This window comes from Paenibacillus sp. JT22N12, assembly GCF_056269365.1.
Genome location: NZ_JBWDNU010000001.1, coordinates 44737 through 64774 on the forward strand (window position 1 = coordinate 44737; position 20038 = coordinate 64774).

Genomic DNA, 20038 nt, shown 5'->3' on the forward strand with positions numbered 1-20038 from the left:
ACCCATCCCTATGAATATGTTAAGATATCAGCTGCTCTCTGTACTGCTTGGGAGTCATCCCGTAATGCTTGCGGAACACGCTGCCGAAATAGGCCGCATCCTCAAAGCCCACCCGCTCGGCAACCTGATGAACCAATAACTCGGTTCCGCGAAGCAGCGACTCCGCTTCCTTCATACGGTAGGCGGTCAGGAGCTCGATAAAGCTGGTGCCGTTTTTCTCCTTGAACCGTCTTGAAAAGTAGTTGGGATGGATAAAAAACTTCTCCGAGATGGATTGAAGCGATAACGGCTCCCCGAAATGGGTTGCAATATATTGGCGGATGGCCTCCATCATATCTATTTCCTGCATCTGGCCGCTCTTCGACAGAAATCCGGCGATGTTGGCGGTATAACGCTTCATCTGCTCCAGAACGTCCTCCCAGTGCCTGACTTGACTTAGCCATTGAAGGAGATCCTCCGTCTCGCCGATCGTCCATTCCGAATCCAGCGAACGCGCCAGCAAATATTTATGGAACAGCAAATGAAGGTCCATACAGAACCACTCCAGATGGACGTAGGTCGAATCGGGGTCCTGTGCAATCGCCCCCATGCGGCGCTCCGTCCACCGGTGGATTTTATCCGTCTCCCCCTGTTTCAGCATTTCAATAATGGTCGATTCGTCTTCTCCACTGATGATGGATTTGCGGTTGGGTCCCTTCTGCTTGGCCGCGTTAAATGAATAAATGCGGTTGCTGCCATGGATGACCGCATCGCGGAGCAGCAGCTTGGCCTCGCGGTAAGAATCCTGGACCCTGCCGAACTGATCGACGTATGGACCGATCGCTTCGGTCAGCTCCAGCTTCAGATACCTCCCGACGCTCTGAAGGATGTCCTGCAGCGCGATCTTGACGGAGGACTGCTGCGAAGCCGAACCGATTCCGAGAACATACACCAGCTCATACCGATGCAGGGTGTGCTGAATCAGCATCCCCCGGACTCCGCTCCGTTCGAATTGTTCCGTTATAATATTTTTGACCGCGTACCAGAGCAGGCTCTCCTCATCCGCCGCAAAGGAAAGATGCGGAAGCTGAAACGGCTCGAAGGAAAAAACCGCAGCGGCGAAATGAGCGCACACCATTCCCAATTCCTTAAGCGCTTCGTCGCCCGGCGCTTCCTCTCCTTGCTGGATGAACTGCGTCATCGCCTGCTGCCTGACGGTTTCCCTGCTGGTCTCCTCCAGCAGCTTCAGCTCCCTGTACGATTTCTCCCTCAGATGATCGGCTTCAAGCTTCTCCATGAGCCCGTTAATGGCTTCATACAGCTCCTCGTTCTCGACCGGCTTGAGCAAATAACGGCTGACCCCGTAACGGATTGCCTGCTTGGCGTAATCGAAATCGTCATAGCCGCTGAGAATAATAAATTCCAGCTTCGGATCGATCTCCTTCGCCAGCCGAATGAACTCCAATCCGTTCATCTCCGGCATCTGGATGTCCGTCAGGATGGCATCCGGTCGAGCTTCTCTCGTCATCTCCAGGCCCGCTGCCCCGTTGCCGGCTTCGCCAACGATCGTCAGCGGCAAGCCCGATGTCTGGATTTTATGTATAATTCCCTGCCGAATAATCGGCTCGTCGTCAAGGACGATGATCTTCATGTTCACTACCTCCCACAGGCAAAGTTGGCCGAACTGTCAGGAAGAAGGAGGTGCCCCGCATCCTGCTGCTCTCGAAAAGAATACCGTACGAATCGCCGTAGACCAGCCGGAGCCGATTCTGAACATTCAATAAACCAACCGACGACCGCTCCAAGTAGGGGTCGCTCCCGCTGGCTCCCGGAGCAAGCAGCTCCCTGAGCCATTCCTGCCGCTCCGGCTCGATCGGCTCGCCTGTATTCCACACTTTGATTTGAATATCCTCCATGTCGTCTCTGGCAACCTCCACTCTGATTGTACCGCCTTCAATCGTTCGGCTGATGCCGTGCAGCACGCCATTCTCCACCAGCGGCTGGAACAACAGCTTGGGGATAGGAATATCTTCGAGTCCCGGCTCCAGGTAGATGGAATAATCGAGACGGCTGTCGAAGCGGATTTTCTGAATCGACAGATACAGCCGGATCTGCTGAATCTCCGCCCCCAGATTCGATATGTCATTGCCGCTTATATTATAGCGGAACATCTTGGCGAGCGACCTGCTGATTATGGATACGCGCTCGTTCCCGCCCATTGAGGACAAGCTGTCGATCACACCCAGCGTATTGTAGAGAAAATGCGGATTGATTTGCGATTGCAGCGATTTGATCTCCGCATTTTTCTTGACCAGCTCGGTCTCGTAGACCTTCATGATCAAGCGGTTGATCTCCCGGGCCATCCGGTTGAACGAAGAGCTGAGATAGCCTACTTCGTCAATGCTTCGAATGGGAAGGCTTACGGAGTAGTTGCCTACTTCGATCGCTTTCATTCCTTTGCTGAGCTCTTTGAGCGGCGTGATCGTCCGCGAAGAGAAGATGCTGGCAAGGAGCATGGAGACAAGCAGGCTCAAAGCTCCGATGACGATGGTCCGTTTGGTAAAATCGCTGACGGGCGCGAGCAGCACCTTGGTCGGTGACAGCGATACCAGAATCCAGTCACTGTTGGCCAGCTTCTGATAGACGACAAGCAGATTGCCCGATTTGCTCGCGGTATAGAAATGGCCGCCCGTATGTCCCCGGATCTCTGGCAGTTCTTTCTTACTCAGCAAAATATGGTCATTCGCATTCGCACTTAATCCGTTGATGACGCTCCCATCCTCCAATCGAATCACATAGGAACGGTTGGCACCGTTGCCCTCAACATTTCGCAGCCACTTCTGAAGCTCAGTGTAGGACATTCCGTACATCATGACTCCAATGATCGGCCCCGGTGAAGTGGCGGTGATATTTTTGATCGCCTGAACGAATGTAATGGTCTTGACGCTGGACCGCGAAGGCCGGTCATAGGTCTGCGAGGATACCCATACGCCCTTGCCGTCATTCTCTTCGCCGATATCAATCAGCCTGGCTCTCTCTTCAGCGGTCACGTCATTGGCAGAAGAGCCCGACTGGATGCTGAAGCCGTTCAATTGGGTGATAAATACGGAATCGATTATGGGGTTGTCATTCACAAATTGGGAGAACTTGCTGCTGTAATAGCTGATGGAATCCGGATCCTTCCCCATTTCCTTGACAAAATGCTGGAAGTTCGTATCTCCGAAGTAATTCCAGGAAAAGTTTTGGATATTGCTCATATAGGAGTTTAATGCCGACGAGGATTGCAGAGTGAGGCGCTCGGTCGTCTCAATGGATTGACGCTTCAAATCTCCCGCAGTGCGAACGTAGAAGTCGATCACGAGAATCGACACGGTGAGCACGATAATAAAAAAGTAAGAAACCAGCATTTTACGGTACATGGATCGTTGAAAATACCGTATTATGGACGCATATCCGGATGTATTCGCTTTCATATTGCCTCCTTCATACTCTGCAAAATCGTCTTGAACTAGATACATCATACAATAGAATTGTCACGTCAATGCAAGAGTATTTTCATTATACGGCGGATATCCGCTTGGATTGCAAGGATACACATTCATTTCTACGTCCGGAGGAGGGCTAATCACTTAGCTGCTTCCTATGGAAATCTTAACGGATAGGTTAATAATTTCCACAAATCACGTTAATATATTCCGTTACCCTCTTTGAACAGGTCGTTTATGATACTTGCGAAGCGCTTTCACAAAACATTGTCGGGAGGAATTCACATGTACTCAAAGAAATGGGCTCTAGGCCTGCTGGCGGCATCCCTGTTGATGCCGTCCACGTCATTTGCTGCGCCATCCGGCGGCAGCCGGCAGCCGGGCCACTCCGTCTCCATCACGGATTACGACGCTGTACCGAATGACGGGACTGATGATCTGGCGGCAATCAACCTGGCAGTTGCAGCCGCCAAGGCGAGCGGGAAATCCGTGTACATCCCGGAGGGAACATTCATTTACAGCGACCTGCTCGTACTCGATGGCGTCAAGATGACCGGCTCAGGTGAAAAATCCGTGCTGAAGAGCACCAATCTCACTCATCAGGCTGTGGTTCTGGAAGGAACGGGAGCGGCCGTGAGCAAAGTTAAATTAACGACGGTTCAGCCTACTGTCAGGCTGTCGAACGACGAATCCGGCAGAATACTGGTAATGCCGGGAACCTCGGGCTTCTCTATCGACAGCATGGAGATCGACGGCGCCTCGTCCGTGGGAGTCTTCTGCTTGGGGAGCAATGGCGTGATCAGCAACAACATGGTACGCAACACGCTGGCGGATGGCATCCATCTGACGGGCGCGACGGCCAATATCGAAGTGAGGAACAATGTGGTCCGGGATACGGGAGACGACCATATCGCCGTGGTATCCTATGAGAAATTCGGCACTTGGGTCCGTAATGTCAGCATCCGCGACAATGACGTAGGGGGGGGCCATGCCCGCGGCATCACGGTGTCGGGCGGCGAAAATATCACGATTCAGAACAACCGGATCGCCCGGACCGGCGGCTCCGGCATCTATATTGCCTCCGAAGGCAACTACAAGACCTATGGGGTCAAGAATCTGACCGTAAGCAAAAATACCATCGATGGCGACAGCAGCAACCGGGCGGTTGCCGAGAGAGGCGGCATCCGCTTGCAGGCGACCAACAAGGAGCCCAGCATCCAGAACGCGGTATTCGAGAAAAACACGATCAAGAATTCCGGAGACAGCGGCATTCTTATCCTGGGCTCCGATACGATCGACGCCACCTTCCTGAAAAACGACATCGATAACCCGGCGTTATACGGGATCCGAATATTGAGTACGGTTAGCGGCAAGTTGAATTTTCTGAAGAATACGGTAAAGTCGGCCGGGAATGCCCCCTTCTCCAATGCTTCCACCATCGCCCGGGTGATCAGCGACATGCCGAATGATCCGAATGCCGGCGACGGCGGATCCGGGGAGGATTATGTCGCTGTCCAAGGCTCGCCTGCCATCGACGGTGTGGTTGACAGCCTGTGGCAGAACTCCTCGCTGCTTCAGCTGAATACGGATGAGAACGGCACGACGGGGACAAGCCGAATCGCCTGGGATGACAGCGCGCTGTACTACCTGTTCCAGATACAGGACGCAACACCGAATGCGGTCAGTACCAATGAAAACAATGACTCGGTCGAAGTCTGGGTCGACGAAACCAATGCCAGGAACGGCGCCCCAACCGTAGGCGACTACCAGCTGCGGGTTGATCTGAACAACGCGTTATCGACAGTGGTGAACGGCCTGGATCTCTCTGGTGTGCGAAGCGCGGTTGCTCGGGGCGATGGAACTTATACAGTAGAGCTGGCTGTGCCTTATACGGCGCTTACTCCGAAAGCCGGGGATATTATCGGCTTCAACGCCAGCGCCAACGACGACGCGAACGGCGATGGCCGCCGCGATACGTACCTGAGCTGGGTCGACAAGAACCTTCCATATTGGGCGGATACAACGGCATATGGAGAAGTAACACTGATTGCCGCACCATAATCATCCGCAAAATACAGACCTCCAGTTTCACTACGCTGTGAAAAACTGGAGGTCTGTTTGTGATTGCAAGACAGAACCGGACATCTCGTTATACCCCTGCTGCCTTGGGATACGCTCTTTGAGGGGATCTTCTCAAGGAAATCGCTTCGTGATGAGAACAAATTCAACGGCTTGGTTTCAGTAAAACGATTGATACAAGGTATAATAAATCCCCACCCGGGGCTGCAGATCCAAGGGTGGGGATTTCTTTGTAATTCGTCTTTCAGCGCTCTTTATTCCGGACTGTTGTCTATACCAACGTTGCCCTTCAGGACGGGAACTATAATCGTGCTCCCATTCTGATAATTGTCCAGTGCATTATTCTCCACCGTATTGAAATTGAACTGTGTCCGGCCTTCGCTGTCGCCGAAAGCTGTATTATCAATATGAATGCCCTGCGTTTCGCCATTTTCGATCGTATTCAACTCAATCCGGACATCTTTCATCGGGTTCACGTACAGCCAATAATGGAGTCCGGCATGATTATGCCCCGCATGGCCCGCTTTATTAATCGTGTTGCGCTGAAACTTCAAGCCGTTGATCGGATAAGAAATTTCATTTTTGGCCGGATCGGCAACCGGCTCCGTCGTAATGATCATGCCGGCGTTGAAGGAGCTGTCAAGTATATTGTCGCGGTATATCAGGCTGTCGCCGCCGACGTCAGACATCCCCCGACCCCAATAGTTGGCGGATATGGTGTTGAACTCGGCCACATTATGGTTCGCAACGGCGTTGAAGTTTTGCAGGTTCACCTGCGCTACTCCGTCGTCTCCCAGTCCGCGCATGAAATTGTTGCGAGCCAGGTTGCCGTTGTTGCCCCCGTCCCCCCAATGAATGCCATCAAAATACGTGTTGCGGATACGCACGTTCTGGATGGTCGAATCAGACCAGTCGGTCCAGCCTTCCAAGCATCCGACATGCTCAACCCATAAATTTTGCAGCACATTCCGCTGTCCCGCGCCTGGATTCGTCAGTACGACGATTGCGTACTGATTATTCCGCTGCGTCTGCACGCCGCTGATTCGTAGATCGGAAATCATTGTGTCATTGTTGAGCGTAAATCCTACCGTTCCACCCCAAACATTGTTGGTCACGGTCGAATGCAGATGCGAGTACCACATTCCGGCCCCGCGGATATCGACACCCGACGGAACCGCGATTTTCCCGCTTTGATTATATGTGCCGGCCGGGAGCCACACGTTCTTGCCCTTCGAGGCCGCATCATTGACTGCGGCTTGTATTGCCGCCGTGTCGTCCGCAGCGCCATCTCCTGCGGCGCTGTAAGGCGCAGCCTTCACAGAGAGATAGCCTGCCGGCATTGCAAGCGGAGCAGGCGCCGTCTCCAGCTCAATGAGATCGATGCCATACCATGGAAGTACGTCTCCTTCATCCCTTTGCAGCCGAATCGTGTCGCCGGCGTTGATCTGGACGGCAGCATCCTGATCGTCATACCGTCTTTTGTAGCTGCTGTCGTCCGTGTCGTAGTTATAGGTCGAGGCAAGCTCGAGACTCTGCCGTTTGACACCGTTTACATACAGACTCAGCGTACCATTCGTATTCTGCGGTATGCTGTATCGAAGCATCAGTCTGTCGGCGTCTCGCACGTTGGTCCACTCGACATAATCACCCGTACCGTCGAGCTGCACGTAGCTTTTTCCTGACGATGCCACCTTAACATCGGCGTTCTCGTCTTTGACCGCGCCGCCTCCGGAAGTGCCCTCCTCCGCTTCATACGTCCTGAACGGCATCGTAGCCCCGCGTGTTTCGCTATTGGTGAAACGGAACCAGTTAATCTTGGCCATTCCCGTACCCGACAATACTTTGACATACAGATCATGGACACCGGTCGCGCCGGGGTCCACGCCCCAGACTTGCGTCTCGTATGCATAGTTCTTGTCGCTGCCATCCTGCCAGGTTTCGGTGTTGGCTACGGTAAAGGTGCTGATGACCGGACCCGTCGGACCGTCCAGCCTGACCTCGAACGCATTGCCGGTAACGGGAGCCGATAAGCGGGCCTCCAATGTCTTGTACCCTCCGCCCAGATCGATGCGCTTGTAAACCATATAATCGCCAGCGTCCAATCCGGTAACGTCCTTGCCTCCTCCGGCGTCGCCGCCAGCGCTTGTTTGGACACCAGAATTTGAATCATATTTTTCCGCCTGAATCGTTATTGCCGTGGTCAAGGTAATTTCGGGCGCCCACTTCGTTTCACCACTGCTGCCGTTTCCCTCAGCCTCCGAGACGAAATAAAGGGCATCGCCGGCTTCGACGTGAATATCCGATACACCGCTCGGCTTGACTGCAGATTTGGAAGTTAACGTTTGATGCCATAGGGAAGCTTTGTTTTTCAAAACTTCCACTGTGATGTCGTCACCCTTCGAGTCCGTCTTATGAACAGTTCCCGAAATCTCGACGGTGCCCGCCTGCGGCGCGATCCATTTCTTCACAGCAGCGCTGCCGTCAATCGATTGAAACGTATCATCACCTACGGACGTCTGACCGGAAGCATCTTCCCACTTGGCAGGCTTCTTCTCCCCATAGCTGCTTAAATAGGCATAGGATCCGGCCGTCTTTTCCATGTAATACCAACCATCTGTTCCCTGGACACTGCCAAAGGACGATTTTGCGCGAAAAGTGCTTTGCTCAATCGGCTTGTCCTTCGCCCCTTCCGCATTCGCGCTTGGCACCCATGGCGCCAGTGAGGTCAAGAGCAGTGCCGCAGCCATCGCTCCAGACTTCAGCTTACGTTTGTTACTTAGTTTCATCAAAATAAGCAGCCTCCTTTGAAGTTGTTCTCCGGGCAACGGTCTTGTTGCTGGATCGGTTCGTCATTTGCCGTCCATTATCCTTTCAATCACCTCCTGATGTATGTGGTCATATCTGTGGCTGTTAGCCGCATCATAAGCATAGTCCTCCCTTTGCGGGAACGTAATAGAATATCTTAACGGTGTAACCATAAAAATTTAACCATGCTGCTGCCGAAATTGCCGCTTCATCCCCGGAAGCTTTCTAAATGTATCATAACGAATCATTTTCTTGAAAGCAGACCATTTTCCCTCCGGATACCGCAGACTACAATAATAGTGAGAACATACAATTGCGTTTGGAGGAAAATGTCATGCAGTTGCCCTACCGGCAAAAATTGCAGTTGATCGAGAGCGGCTACACTGTCATTCCCGGCGTTGTACCGAAAATAATGATTACGGAAGCTATGAAATCGATTAATCACTCCATTGGCAAGGGAATTCCGGCCAATCACACCGGAGCGAATTACTGCAGGGAGCTCGAGAAGCATCCCGCCATCACGGATTTGTATAATAAAAGTCCAGCCAGAACCTTGATTGACTCCCTTGTGGGACAAACCAATTATCCCCCGCTTCAAAGCGCGCAAATCGCCCTTCGCTTCCCCGATTATCAGGATCCGCCAAATCCGTATGCTGGTGCCCACCTTGACGGCATGCTGAAGCTGCGTGAAGGTATAGTAGAAAACTTCACCGCACTCGTTGGAATTATGCTGAGCGACCAACCGGAAATCAATATGGGTAATTTTGTTGTATATCCTGGCACTCACCGTGACTATGAGCAATATTTCCGGGAAAAAGGACCGGAGATCCTGCTGACAGAGGAGTCCTTCAGCAAGACAGCCCGTTCCCAGAATTTGAAGCTGCCGGATCCCGTTCAAATAACGGGAAAGGCCGGCGATCTTGTCATTTCTCACTATCAATTGGTTCATGCCGGAGGAATCAATACCTCTCACCTGATCCGGTATTCGTGCTATTACCGGATCCTGCATACCGGTATCCGGGAAGACTGGCGCACGCCGCTCACGAACATGTGGATGCATTGGCCCGGACTGCAGGATGTACTGGTGAACCATCAGGAATCTAACTGATGGAATCGCACGCAAAAGCGTAAATATATGATGATAATCTCCATATTAGCTGCCTAAAAGTAAACGGACTCCCAGGAAACCTGGAATATAGAGGCCAAAAAGAGGCTCCCCGTTGGTCACAGTTGGTGACTTATGGAGAGCCTTCTTTTATGCTCACAGCAGGCTGATCGGCCGCTACTCTTTTACAGAGCCAAGGGTCATCCCCTTCACAAAGTACTTCTGCAGGAAAGGATACGCCACTAGTACGGGGAGCGCTCCAATAAAGATCTGGGTAGCCCGCAGTGAGCGCTCCGATAATCTTTTGACCTCTGTCGGATCAATACCGATTCTGGTATAATCCAGGCTTTTCACGAGCGATTGAATCATGGTGGCCAGAGGTTGAATATCCGCTTCCATATAGATCATGCCATCAAACCAGGAATTCCAGTGACTAACGATGGAAAATAGCGAAAGCGTCGCAATGGATGGCATAGAAATGGGCAAATAAACGGTAAACAATATCCGGGCGTGGCTTGCGCCGTCAATCTGCGCCGCTTCGTCCAATTCCTTCGGGATCCCCCGGAAGAAATTCATCATCAGCACAACGTTAAAAACCGCAACTGCCCCCGGCAGAACCAATGCCCAGATCGTATTGCGCAGTCCTGTTTCATTTACAATAATATAAGTAGGGATCAAGCCCCCGTTGAACAAAATGGTGATGACAAAATACCACGCATAGACCGTTCTTCCTTTGAAAAAGCTGCCCTCTTTAGACATTGGATATGCCGCCAGAAGACATAGCAGCATGCTGAGCGCCGTTCCGAGCACCGTTCTATATACGCTGATCTGCAGAGCATGCAGAAAACTTGGACTGCCGAACGTTCTCTCATAGGAATCCAAATTGAATCCGATCGGCCAGAACGTAACCAGATTCGCGGTCGCCGCAGCATTCGAGCTTAGCGAAACAGCAAACACATGCACTAACGGCATGACGCAGACCAAGGAGAGAATCGATAGAAATACGATATTGAAGCCGTTGAATATCCGGTATAGAGGATTTTTACTGTACACACTGCTTCCCTCCTTTAAAAGATGCGGTAATTGGCATATTTAGTGGCCATACGGTACGTTACCGCAATCAGAATAAAGGAAACGACTGATTTGAACAGTCCCACCGCTGTCGCAAGACTGAACGCTCCCTGCTGCAATCCGACCGCGTATACATACGTATCGATGATTTCTCCTTTATCCGCAACCAGAGGATTAATCATGTTAAATACCTGGTCAAAGCCTGCGTTCATGATGTTTCCGAGCGACAATGTCGCAATGATTATTCCCACAGGCATGATGGAAGGCAGTGTAACGTGAACGGTTTGCTTCCACCGGCTCGCACCGTCGATTTCCGCCGCTTCATAAAGCGAAGGATTGACGCCCGCAAGTGCGGCCAGATAAATTATGGTGCCGAATCCGAACTCCTTCCAGACATCGCTGAAGATCATGGTAAAGCGGAACCAGTCGCCATCCCCTAGGAAAAACACGGCTGGCAGTCCGATGCCGGACATGAACTGATTGATGAGCCCGGATTGGGAAAGCATATCGGTCAGTATCCCGGCTAGGATAACCCATGACATAAAATGAGGAAGATACACCAACGACTGAATGGTTCTTTTAAAGAACATAATCTTGACTTCGTTTAATAGCAAGGCAAACACCAGCGGCGTAATCCAGCCTAAAATCATTTTACCGATTGCGATAAATAGTGTATTCCAAATAATCGTAATGATTTCTTCATTTGCAAACATGCTTTGAAAGTGCTCCAATCCCACCCAATCCGAATGAAAAAAACCTGTATACGCCTTGTAATCCTGAAAGGCAATCATAATTCCGCCCATCGGTATATAGCTGTACACAAAAAGCAGAATGACCGAGGGCAGCAGGAACAAATGAAGCTGCCAGGTGCGCGTCCAATTCATCCGCTGCGAAAGGGTTTGTCTTGCCGGGCTTTTCATCGTTGCAGGTACAACAGGCTCACTCATTGCGATCCGCTCCATCTTCGATTATCATTGTCCGCCCATAATTCGCCGGACTTCTAAAAGCTTGAATGCTGGCGGATTGGGACAGAAGCGCCCCACCCACCGCATTCAAAGATCCGCAGCCTTCATTCTTTTACGGCTGGTACCACTCATTTACTTCTTCCGTAATTTTATCTCCGCCCTGCGCCTTCCAGTCTTCCACGAATTCGTCGAATGCGTTTGCGTCCGCTTTATTGTAAATAATTTTCAAAAACGTCTCTAATTCCATTTTTTTGAGCAGCGTCCACTTCTCACCCATCGTTTCCGTTGGAGCGCCAATGAATTGGTTTCGCCGGGCGATATTCGGCTGAGACAGAGCGGCTGTAAAGCCGTCCACCACCAATTTGCCCGTTCCGGCAGCCAATTTTTTCTCGTAGACGCTTTCGATCTGGCCTTTTGCCACACGTTCATAAATGCTCGGTCCTTGAATCATACCCGGCGGCGTATTCCCGGAACCCAACAATTGATAATTTCCGATCTCCGTAGTTGGTTTGTCCGGGAAATCCCACTGCGGCTTCCCATCGACCATAATGTAATCGTAGCCTTCGGCATAGCCATTGGCGAACGGGCTGTTCGGATCCTCCAGTTGAACACCCAGGCTGATATCCCAATAATGGAACGCGGCATCCATATATTCAAACCCTTTGCGGAATACGTAGGTGCCATAAGAAAGAGCGGAACCTGTCCGTCCGATCGTTCCATCGACGCCCGAAGGCAGCGGATACGGTTTCACTACCGCGCCAGGCACATTCACTTCCGTATCGGATAGCGGCCAGCCTCCCATCCATCCAGGGCCGAAGAGCATACCGGCTTCACCTGATGTAAATAGAGAAGCAGCCTTCTGCTCGTCATGCGCTCCGAATTCCGGATGAATGTAGCCGCTTGCATAAAAGTCTTTTAATTTCAGCAGACCATCTTTTACAGTCGGTTGAACGGCGCCGTAACGCAGTTTCCCGTCTTCCCCTTTATCCCAGATATAGGGCTGGGTCTGACCGAACATGAAGTGCACGTCCCCCATATACCCGGCGAGACCGTTCTTACCTGAGAAAGCCAGTGGCGTTTTGTCCGGATATTTCTGCTTGAACGCTGCGAGAGTCGCCTCCACTTCTTCCAGGGTCGTCGGCGCTTTCATGCCTACAGCATCCAGCCAGTCCTGCCGGACCCACATAATCGGGTCGCCGACGATGCCGTCGGAAATTTGCGGCAGTCCCCATTTCTTGCCGTCTTTTTCTACATAACGCCAAACCTCCGGGTTTTTCTCATAGGATTCTCTCATGCGATCCGTAGCATATTTTTCATATGCCTCGTCAATCGGCTCCAGCCGTCCGGCATCGATCAACTCGTTCATCAATACCGTATCCGAAATATAAAGCACGTCGGGCAATTCTTCGCCGCTTGCAAGCGCCAAGCGGATCTTAGTCGCCAGGGCGTCATTCTGGTCCGTTAATAACCACTTGTATTTAAGTGTAACGCCCATATTGTCTCTCAACCAACGACTCATCGGATTATCCTCCGGCGTATCGCCTGGAAGGAGTGTATCGCTTTCGCGTAATGCTTGTGCCGATGTAATCGTCACCGGTGCTTCGTATTTTTTAAACATGTACGATTCCGTCCCGGTGGAATTCCCCTCAACTGTGCCTTCGCCGTCAGAATTTCCGGTTGTTGTGCCGGTCCCGGATGGGGCAGGAGTCTCGCCTGTATCGATATCTTCTGCCTTGTTGTCCCCGCCGGTGCATCCTGCAAGCAACACGATGACCATTGTAAACATCATCGTTAATGACAACCACTTGCGAATATTACTCATGCAAATCCTCCTTTGTTTTGAAATGGTGTACTCTTAAATTATGGAACAGTCCGTGGAGGAATAAAATGATGGGATGTTCAGAAAGATGAACGGCAATTCAGGAGATGATTTACGTTAGTCGGGCCGGCAGCGATAATTTTTGGGTGTGATGCCGTAATACTTTTTAAATTCCCGGATGAAATGCTGAACGCTTTGATAGCCGACTTTTTTGGTAATCTCGTAAATTTTCATATGACTTTCCTCCAATAATAGACGGGCCTTCTCCATTCGCTCTGCCAAGATAAAGTCGCTTATATTGATCCCCGTCGCTTCCTTGTATATTTTTGATAAATAGCCCGGATGAAAATAAACATGATCCGCAATTGCGGCAAGCGTAACATTATCTGCCAAGTGCTCTTTAATATACGAATGGATGCCCTCGATTATTTTGATATGGGAAGCGGACTGCTCGGTCGGTTGAATATGTTCCTTCAACAGGGAATAGATCAGCATCGACCATTCCTTTAAATGCTGCAGGCTGCGGAACAGGGCCGCACGCCCGGAAATGTTATGATTGCCCGTAATTTCCTCCAGCATCACGCCATTCTTGTGCGCCAGATGGACGAATCCGCCGATGATGTGAAAATAAGCTTCCGTTAAATGGGTGCGGGAGCATGGCCATTTTGTATCTATCTCCTTGAAAATAGATTCCAGTTTGTCGCCCACTCCGCTCATATGATTGGATTCTATGAGCTGCATAAGCGTGGGGGGCTGAATGACCGTTTTTAATGAATCCAGCTTCTGGGGGGGTGGCGAACTCACAGAACTGAAGCGGCTTCCGTTGACCGGCCTACCCTCTATCGGCTCGCCCGGAAACCCGGATTTCAGCAGCGGCAGATTCTGCCGGATCCATCTGTTTTTCTTTATCGAAACACTCGATTCTTCCAGTTGCTCGGTAATTTTTCCGATAACTCTGCAAATTTCTTCATCCCGGACCGGCTTGATCAAATAGTCGACCGCTCTTAGCTCAACTGCTTTCCTGGCGTATTCGAACTGGGCATAGCCCGTCAGCAGAATACATTGAAGATACGGCAGCAGCCGCTGTGCCCGTTCGATTAATTCCAGCCCGGACATTCCGGGCATGCGGATATCCGTCAGCAGAATGTGAATCTGCGTTGTCTTGATGATTTCGAAGGCCTCTACAGCGGAATAAGCCTTATGAATGCTCAGAATGTTCATGGCCTCCCAATGTATAGTGGTGCACATACTATCGACAATATGCTTGTGATCATCGACGATTAGTATCGTATACATCCACTCTCACCTTCCTTCTCCTTAATCTTGCAGCTTCGTTGGGTCCAGGACAATTGTACCTTCAGGCCCCCCAGAGAAGATGCGCCGATCTGCAGCCTGGACCCCTCGCCGAAATAATGAGATAGACGCTGCTGCACATTCCACATTCCCGTGCTCGTTCCTTGCTTCTCCGGCTGTATGACAGAATCGTTTAACCATGCAATTCCTTCTTCGTCTAGACCAACGCCGTCATCCTCCACCGTTATGATGTATTTGCCGTGAAGCCTGATTCCTGTGATCAGGATCGTCCCTTCTCCAAGCTTGGGTTCCAGGCCGTGAACAATCGCATTTTCCACAATCGGTTGAATGAGCAATCTCGGGATTATTAATTCGTTCATGGAAGGTTGCAGTTGAATATCGTATACAAACTTGGTTAACTGCAGGTTCATAATATCAAGGTAAATGATAACGAACGCGATTTCCTCTCTGACACTGGTCACCAATTGTTCGTTATGGGTTACATACTTGTAATAATCCGCCAGACTGTGGCCCATCTCGACTACTGTTTCGGTTTTCTTAAGCTTAGCCATACTCACAATAAACGCGAAGCAATTATATAAAAAATGAGGATTGATCTGGGACTGAAGCTGCTTCATCATTGCTTCCCTGGATCGGATCTCCGCTACGTACACCTTCTCAATCAGACGCTGAATTTCAGACGCCATCCCGTTAAAGCTTTGAAACAACAGGCGAAAATCACTATTTGTTTCAATTGGCAAACGGGTGGAATATTTCCCGCTCTTGAATTGCTGAACGCCGTTTGTGAGCAGCCTGACGGGAACCTGAATGTGAAAATATAATAATAAAGCGGCGAATATACCCACCAGCATCAGAATCGCAACGGTGGAATAGAACAGATTCCTGCTCGTTGTTAAAGGTTCAATAATTTCCGCAAGCGGAATATAATCGATCAGAGTCCAGTCCATACGCGTGGATGCCATCATGTAGACGCGATATTTTTTACCTTCTACTTCCTGCACCACCGGTTCATTCACAGGAGTGGCATTGTCTAATCTGCTCATGATTTCTTTGGTCACGTTCCGGTTTGAAGAGCTGTTAAGGACATACTGCTCGGGAGAATGATAGTAGAATGGATCATTGATGCCCTCGGTTTTAAACGTGTCCAGCAGCGCGGAGATATTCTCAAGAAACAAATTGATTTCAATTAAATATGGACTTGAAAATGCCTTATGCAATGAAGTATTGGGTTTTAAAAAAATACGGGTCAAAGAGCCTTTCTCGGCGCCGTTCACGGAAATTTTTTGATACGTCCATCCGTTGGCAAGCCTTTTTCCTATCTCATGCTCATCATACTTGACAACCGGTGAATACGAGGAAACGACCGTGCGGGAAGGAGGAAAATAAATGGTAATCCTGCTGTTCCACTTATTGGCGACCGCTCCGCTGAACAGTCCCAGCTTCTCTTCGATCGTTTTGAGGACGACATACCGATCGTACCCGCTATCAGCGGGATAGCGGGTTGCGAAATAGATCATATCAGGATCATTCATGAGGAGGATGGAAAAAAAAGAAGCCTGGTCGACCGTGCTATCCAGCTGGTTCAGGTAATATGACAGCCTGTTTTTGTTGACAAGATCGACTTGCTCTCCGACGACGTTCGAGCTTTCCTGCTGCGAAAATGTATAAATCACAATAATCGGCAGCATCAGGACTAGAATGAAAAGGATCGCTTTCGTAATGAGATTCATCTTCTATACCGTGCCTCCAACCTATGCAAATAGCGCATGATACGGCCCCCTGCTCCAGTCGTCATCATGCGCTTTTTATATAGCAGAGCTTTACGTACTTGCCCGTGTCCAGGATCAAGCAGGGAAGGGTTTCGATGAGCTGTCTACCAGCCTGCGACCGCACCGTCGGAACGGGGATCGCATCCGCCGGCAAACACGCCCCCGGGCAGGCGCTGGATTATGTTCCCCCTGCCGAAGCCTCCGTTCAATGGAAGGCCAACGGACAACTGATGTCCTTTTTCAAGCAGGGCGCTCACTGTTTCAGGCGGAAGCGAGCCTTCCATGTGAAAGGTTCGCTCGCTCATCCACTGCCAACGGCTGGCATCGAGCGCCTGCTGCGGGTCCATACCGAAATCAACCATATTCATCACCGTCTGAACATGTCCCTGCGGCTGCATAAAACCGCCAACGACGCCGAACGGTGCCAGCGGCTTGCCTCCCCGCGAAATGAATCCTGGAATGATGGTATGGAAGGTCCGTTTGCCAGGCCGCAGACAGTTGTCATGCGCCGGGTCCAGTGAGAAGTTATGGCCCCGGTTCTGCAGACTGATGCCCGTTCCGGGAATGACCACGCCAGATCCGAAGCCAATGTAATTGCTTTGGATGAGAGATACCATGCTGCCTTCCCTGTCCGCTGTGCAAAGATAAACCGTCCCTCCTTTCGGCGGGCGGCCCGGGGCGGGCAGGAGCGCCTTATCGCCAATCAGCTTCCGCCGCTCGTCTGCATAAGCATCGGAGAGCAGGTCGCTGACGCTGACCTTCATATCACGCGGATCCGTGATAAAGGCCTTGCCATCGGTATAAGCCAATTTGATGGCCTCGAACTGCTTGTGCAGCGTATCCACGGTATACGGCCGATCAAATTCAAAGCCTTTCAGCAGGTTGAGCGCCATTAATGCGACAAGCCCTTGGCCGTTGGGCGGAATCTCCCATATCTCGCAGCCGCGGTACGAAACGGATATCGGTTCGACCCATTCCGGCGCATAAGCCTCCAAATCGCATTTGCGCAAATATCCGCCATGCTCCTTCATGAACCGGTCGATCCGGTCCGCGTAATCGCCTTGATAAAAGGACTTCGCGCCGGTTTCCGCGATACTGCGCAGAGTGGTTCCCATGTCGCGGTAGCGAAACAAGCTGCCGGCTCCGGGCGCTTCCCCCCCGATCGTAAACGTGTCAAACCAGGTCCGCACTTCGGGAATGCCGGCTCTGCCGTACATAGCCGCAGCTTGCCGCCATGCAGCTGCCGTTAATGGAGAAACCGGAAAGCCGTTCTCGGCATAAGCGATTGCAGGAGCCATGCTCTCGGCAAGCGGCAAACGGCCGAATCTTCCCGAGAGCTCGGCCCAAGCCGCAGGCGCTCCGGGGACCGTTACCGGGACGACACCGAAAGCAGGCATCACATCATGGCCCTTGTTCGTCAGCTCTTCAAGCGAAATGGCCGCCGGTGCAGGCCCGCTGGAGTTGAGACCATGAAGCTTGCCGCCGGTCCACAGGAGCGCAAAGGTATCGCTTCCGATACCATTATTGTTCGGCTCCACCGCCACAAGCGCGGTTGCCGCCGCAACCGCCGCATCCACCGCATTACCGCCTTTCTTCAGCATCTCCAATCCCGCCTGCGCCGCAAGCGGGTTCGAGGTGGACACCATGCCTTCCGCTGCGTATATCGTACTGCGCCTTGACGGAAAATCGTATGGGGCATTTCGAGCTGTCACGATAATCTCCCCTTTGTTCAAAGTAATCTACCCTTTAATGGAACCAATTAACAACCCTTTAGTGAAGAAACGCTGCAGCATCGGATAGACCAGCGCAATCGGCAGCACGGTAATTACCGTCACGGCCATCTTCAGCGTTTGAGGCGTCACCTGATTGGCGAACTCGTTCTGCATTTGCTGGTCGCTGCCCGATTGCGCCGAAACCGTCAGGTAAAGCAGATACTGAAGGGTATGGTTTTCAGGAGACATGGCGTTATAGATCTCCGTATCGATGAACGAATTCCACTGCTGCACGGCTGCGAACAGGGTAACCGCCGCCATGACCGGTGCGCATACCGGGAATATGATCCGCCAATACAGATACAGATCGTTGGCCCCATCGATCAGAGCCGATTCCTCCAGCTCCCTGGGCAGGCTTTCGATATAGGTTTTAATAAGAATCATATAGAAAATGACAACCGCTTCGGGAAGGATATATACCCAAAAGCTGCCGGTCAAATGCAGCGTTTGGGCCAAAATATACATCGGAATAAGTCCGCTGCTGAAATACATGGTAAGTACAAAAAACTTGCGGAAAAACTTCACGCCTACAAGATCCTGCCGGGTCAACGTATAAGCGACCATGGAGGTTACGGCAACCATTACAAGCGGACCGATAACCGTGCGCAAGGCGGAAATAAGGATGCCATGCAGCATATCGGGATTCTCCAGTGCCGCGCGGTACGAGTCGGCTGAGAAGCCCGCCGGCCAAAACAACAGTCCTTCGGGAAGCCGGGAAGGCGTACTGAGCGAATAGCTGACAATATACAGAAAAGGGTAAAACATGATAAAAATAAGGGCGAGCATGAAGAGATAATTGGCCGCATCGAACAGGAGGCTGCTTTGCCATCGTTTCATGTTCATCCTCCTTTACATGATGGATTTGCCGGTCGTCTTTCTGGAAAGTATGTTGACACCCATGACAATGAGAATGCTGACCAATGTCTTGATGATGCCAACCGCTGTCGCGTAAGAATAGTTCGTTAACTGCAGGCCGTTTTTATAAATATACATATCCAGAACCTCCATCTTCGACCAGTTCGTCGGATTCGTAAATAAGAAGTAGAACTCGAAATTGGAATTCAGAATCCATCCGCTGTTAATGATGAGCAGAACGATCAGTGTGGGCAGCAGGTTGGGAATGGTAATATGCATGATTTTTTGAAACCGGGTCGCTCCGTCCATATCAGCGGCCTCGTATTGATCCGCATCAATCGACGCAATGGCTGCGATAAATATGACGCCGTTATAGCCGAGCGTCTTCCACAGCATGATGCCGATTGCCAGCAGCCAGGCATAGCGCGGGCTCCCAAGCAGATCCAGACCTTCATTCAACACGCCGAGATTCACAAGGCTAAGATTGACGGCTCCGGTCGAGACGGCGAACAGCGAGTGCATGATGGCGTACACGATCACCCATGAGACAAAGAAAGGAAAGAATGACAGGGTCTGAACGAGCCGTGAAAACCATCCCGACCGGATCTCGTTGATAAGAACCGCAAACAGGAAGGCGGCAATCAGATTTACCAGCAGCATGGATATATTCATCGCAAGCGTATTGCGCAGCAAATAGATATAATCGCCGCTTTGCATCAGAAATGACTTGAACTGATAGAATCCCGTCCACTCCGCCTTCCACAAATTGAGACCGACCCGGTAATCTTTGAACGCCATAATCCATCCTGCCAGCGTGAGGTAACTGAACGTGAAGACGACGATCAGACCGGGGATCAGCATCAGAAAAAGGTACTTCTGCCGTCGAAGCTTTATGACCAGCCGGCGCGAAGAAACGTATTGCGTTCCTGATTCGAGCAAAGTCGCTTTGGCCATTGGCGCCTCCTTAATAGGATCGACGGGTACCGGATTCGATACCCGCTGTCACCGTTATTCCTTTTA

General features: G+C 51.1%; 13 protein-coding genes. 2 read left to right on the forward strand and 11 right to left on the reverse strand.

Annotation, left to right across the window (positions count from 1 at the left end; all coding sequences use genetic code 11):
- Positions 1-19: 19 nt before the first annotated feature.
- Together AC0YOA_RS00175 and AC0YOA_RS00180 are read right to left on the reverse strand one after the other, a co-directional pair.
- Complete coding sequence (locus AC0YOA_RS00175) at positions 20-1630, reverse strand: response regulator (protein ID WP_475784879.1); 1611 nt, start codon at positions 1628-1630, stop codon at positions 20-22.
- Complete coding sequence (locus tag AC0YOA_RS00180; RefSeq protein WP_475784880.1) at positions 1611-3452, reverse strand: cache domain-containing sensor histidine kinase; 1842 nt, start codon at positions 3450-3452, stop codon at positions 1611-1613. The genes AC0YOA_RS00175 and AC0YOA_RS00180 overlap by 20 nt, the downstream gene beginning before the upstream one ends.
- Before the next feature lie 297 nt (positions 3453-3749).
- Here AC0YOA_RS00180 and AC0YOA_RS00185 point away from each other — a divergent pair, with 297 nt between their 5' ends.
- On the forward strand, positions 3750-5525 hold the full coding sequence (locus AC0YOA_RS00185) for a sugar-binding protein (RefSeq protein WP_475784881.1): 1776 nt from the start codon (positions 3750-3752) through the stop codon (positions 5523-5525).
- 272 nt (positions 5526-5797) lie between these two features.
- Here the strand turns inward: AC0YOA_RS00185 and AC0YOA_RS00190 are convergent, their stop codons facing one another.
- The gene (locus tag AC0YOA_RS00190) at positions 5798-8329 is read right to left on the reverse strand and encodes a carbohydrate-binding protein (RefSeq protein ID WP_475785771.1); all 2532 of its coding nucleotides are present in this window, start codon (positions 8327-8329) and stop codon (positions 5798-5800) included.
- Between the two features lie 353 nt (positions 8330-8682).
- On the opposite strand from AC0YOA_RS00190, the gene AC0YOA_RS00195 reads away from it, so the two are divergent.
- Positions 8683-9456 carry a phytanoyl-CoA dioxygenase family protein gene (locus AC0YOA_RS00195; protein WP_475784882.1) on the forward strand — a complete coding sequence of 258 codons (774 nt, stop codon included), beginning with the start codon at positions 8683-8685 and terminating at the stop codon, positions 9454-9456.
- Between the two features lie 174 nt (positions 9457-9630).
- On the opposite strand, the gene AC0YOA_RS00200 is transcribed toward AC0YOA_RS00195, so the two are convergent.
- The 8 genes from AC0YOA_RS00200 to AC0YOA_RS00235 form a co-directional block, all read right to left on the reverse strand.
- A complete protein-coding gene (locus tag AC0YOA_RS00200; protein WP_475784883.1) occupies positions 9631-10506 on the reverse strand; it encodes a carbohydrate ABC transporter permease in 876 nt (291 codons plus the stop codon).
- Between the two features lie 14 nt (positions 10507-10520).
- Positions 10521-11471, reverse strand: a complete 951-nt coding sequence (locus tag AC0YOA_RS00205; protein ID WP_475784884.1) for an ABC transporter permease — start codon at positions 11469-11471, stop codon at positions 10521-10523.
- 130 nt (positions 11472-11601) lie between these two features.
- A complete protein-coding gene (locus AC0YOA_RS00210) occupies positions 11602-13311 on the reverse strand; it encodes an extracellular solute-binding protein (RefSeq protein WP_475784885.1) in 1710 nt (569 codons plus the stop codon).
- 114 nt (positions 13312-13425) lie between these two features.
- Positions 13426-14604: a response regulator gene (locus AC0YOA_RS00215; RefSeq protein WP_475784886.1), complete on the reverse strand. Its 1179-nt coding sequence runs from the start codon at positions 14602-14604 to the stop codon at positions 13426-13428.
- On the reverse strand, positions 14589-16352 hold the full coding sequence (locus AC0YOA_RS00220; protein WP_475784887.1) for a sensor histidine kinase: 1764 nt from the start codon (positions 16350-16352) through the stop codon (positions 14589-14591). Before AC0YOA_RS00220 ends, AC0YOA_RS00215 begins: the two co-directional genes overlap by 16 nt.
- Positions 16353-16495: 143 nt before the next feature.
- A complete protein-coding gene (locus tag AC0YOA_RS00225) occupies positions 16496-18103 on the reverse strand; it encodes a gamma-glutamyltransferase family protein (RefSeq protein ID WP_475784888.1) in 1608 nt (535 codons plus the stop codon).
- A 27-nt stretch (positions 18104-18130) separates the two neighbouring features.
- The gene (locus AC0YOA_RS00230) at positions 18131-19000 is read right to left on the reverse strand and encodes a carbohydrate ABC transporter permease (RefSeq protein ID WP_475784889.1); all 870 of its coding nucleotides are present in this window, start codon (positions 18998-19000) and stop codon (positions 18131-18133) included.
- Between the two features lie 12 nt (positions 19001-19012).
- Positions 19013-19972, reverse strand: a complete 960-nt coding sequence (locus AC0YOA_RS00235; protein WP_475784890.1) for an ABC transporter permease — start codon at positions 19970-19972, stop codon at positions 19013-19015.
- Positions 19973-20038 lie beyond the last annotated feature (66 nt).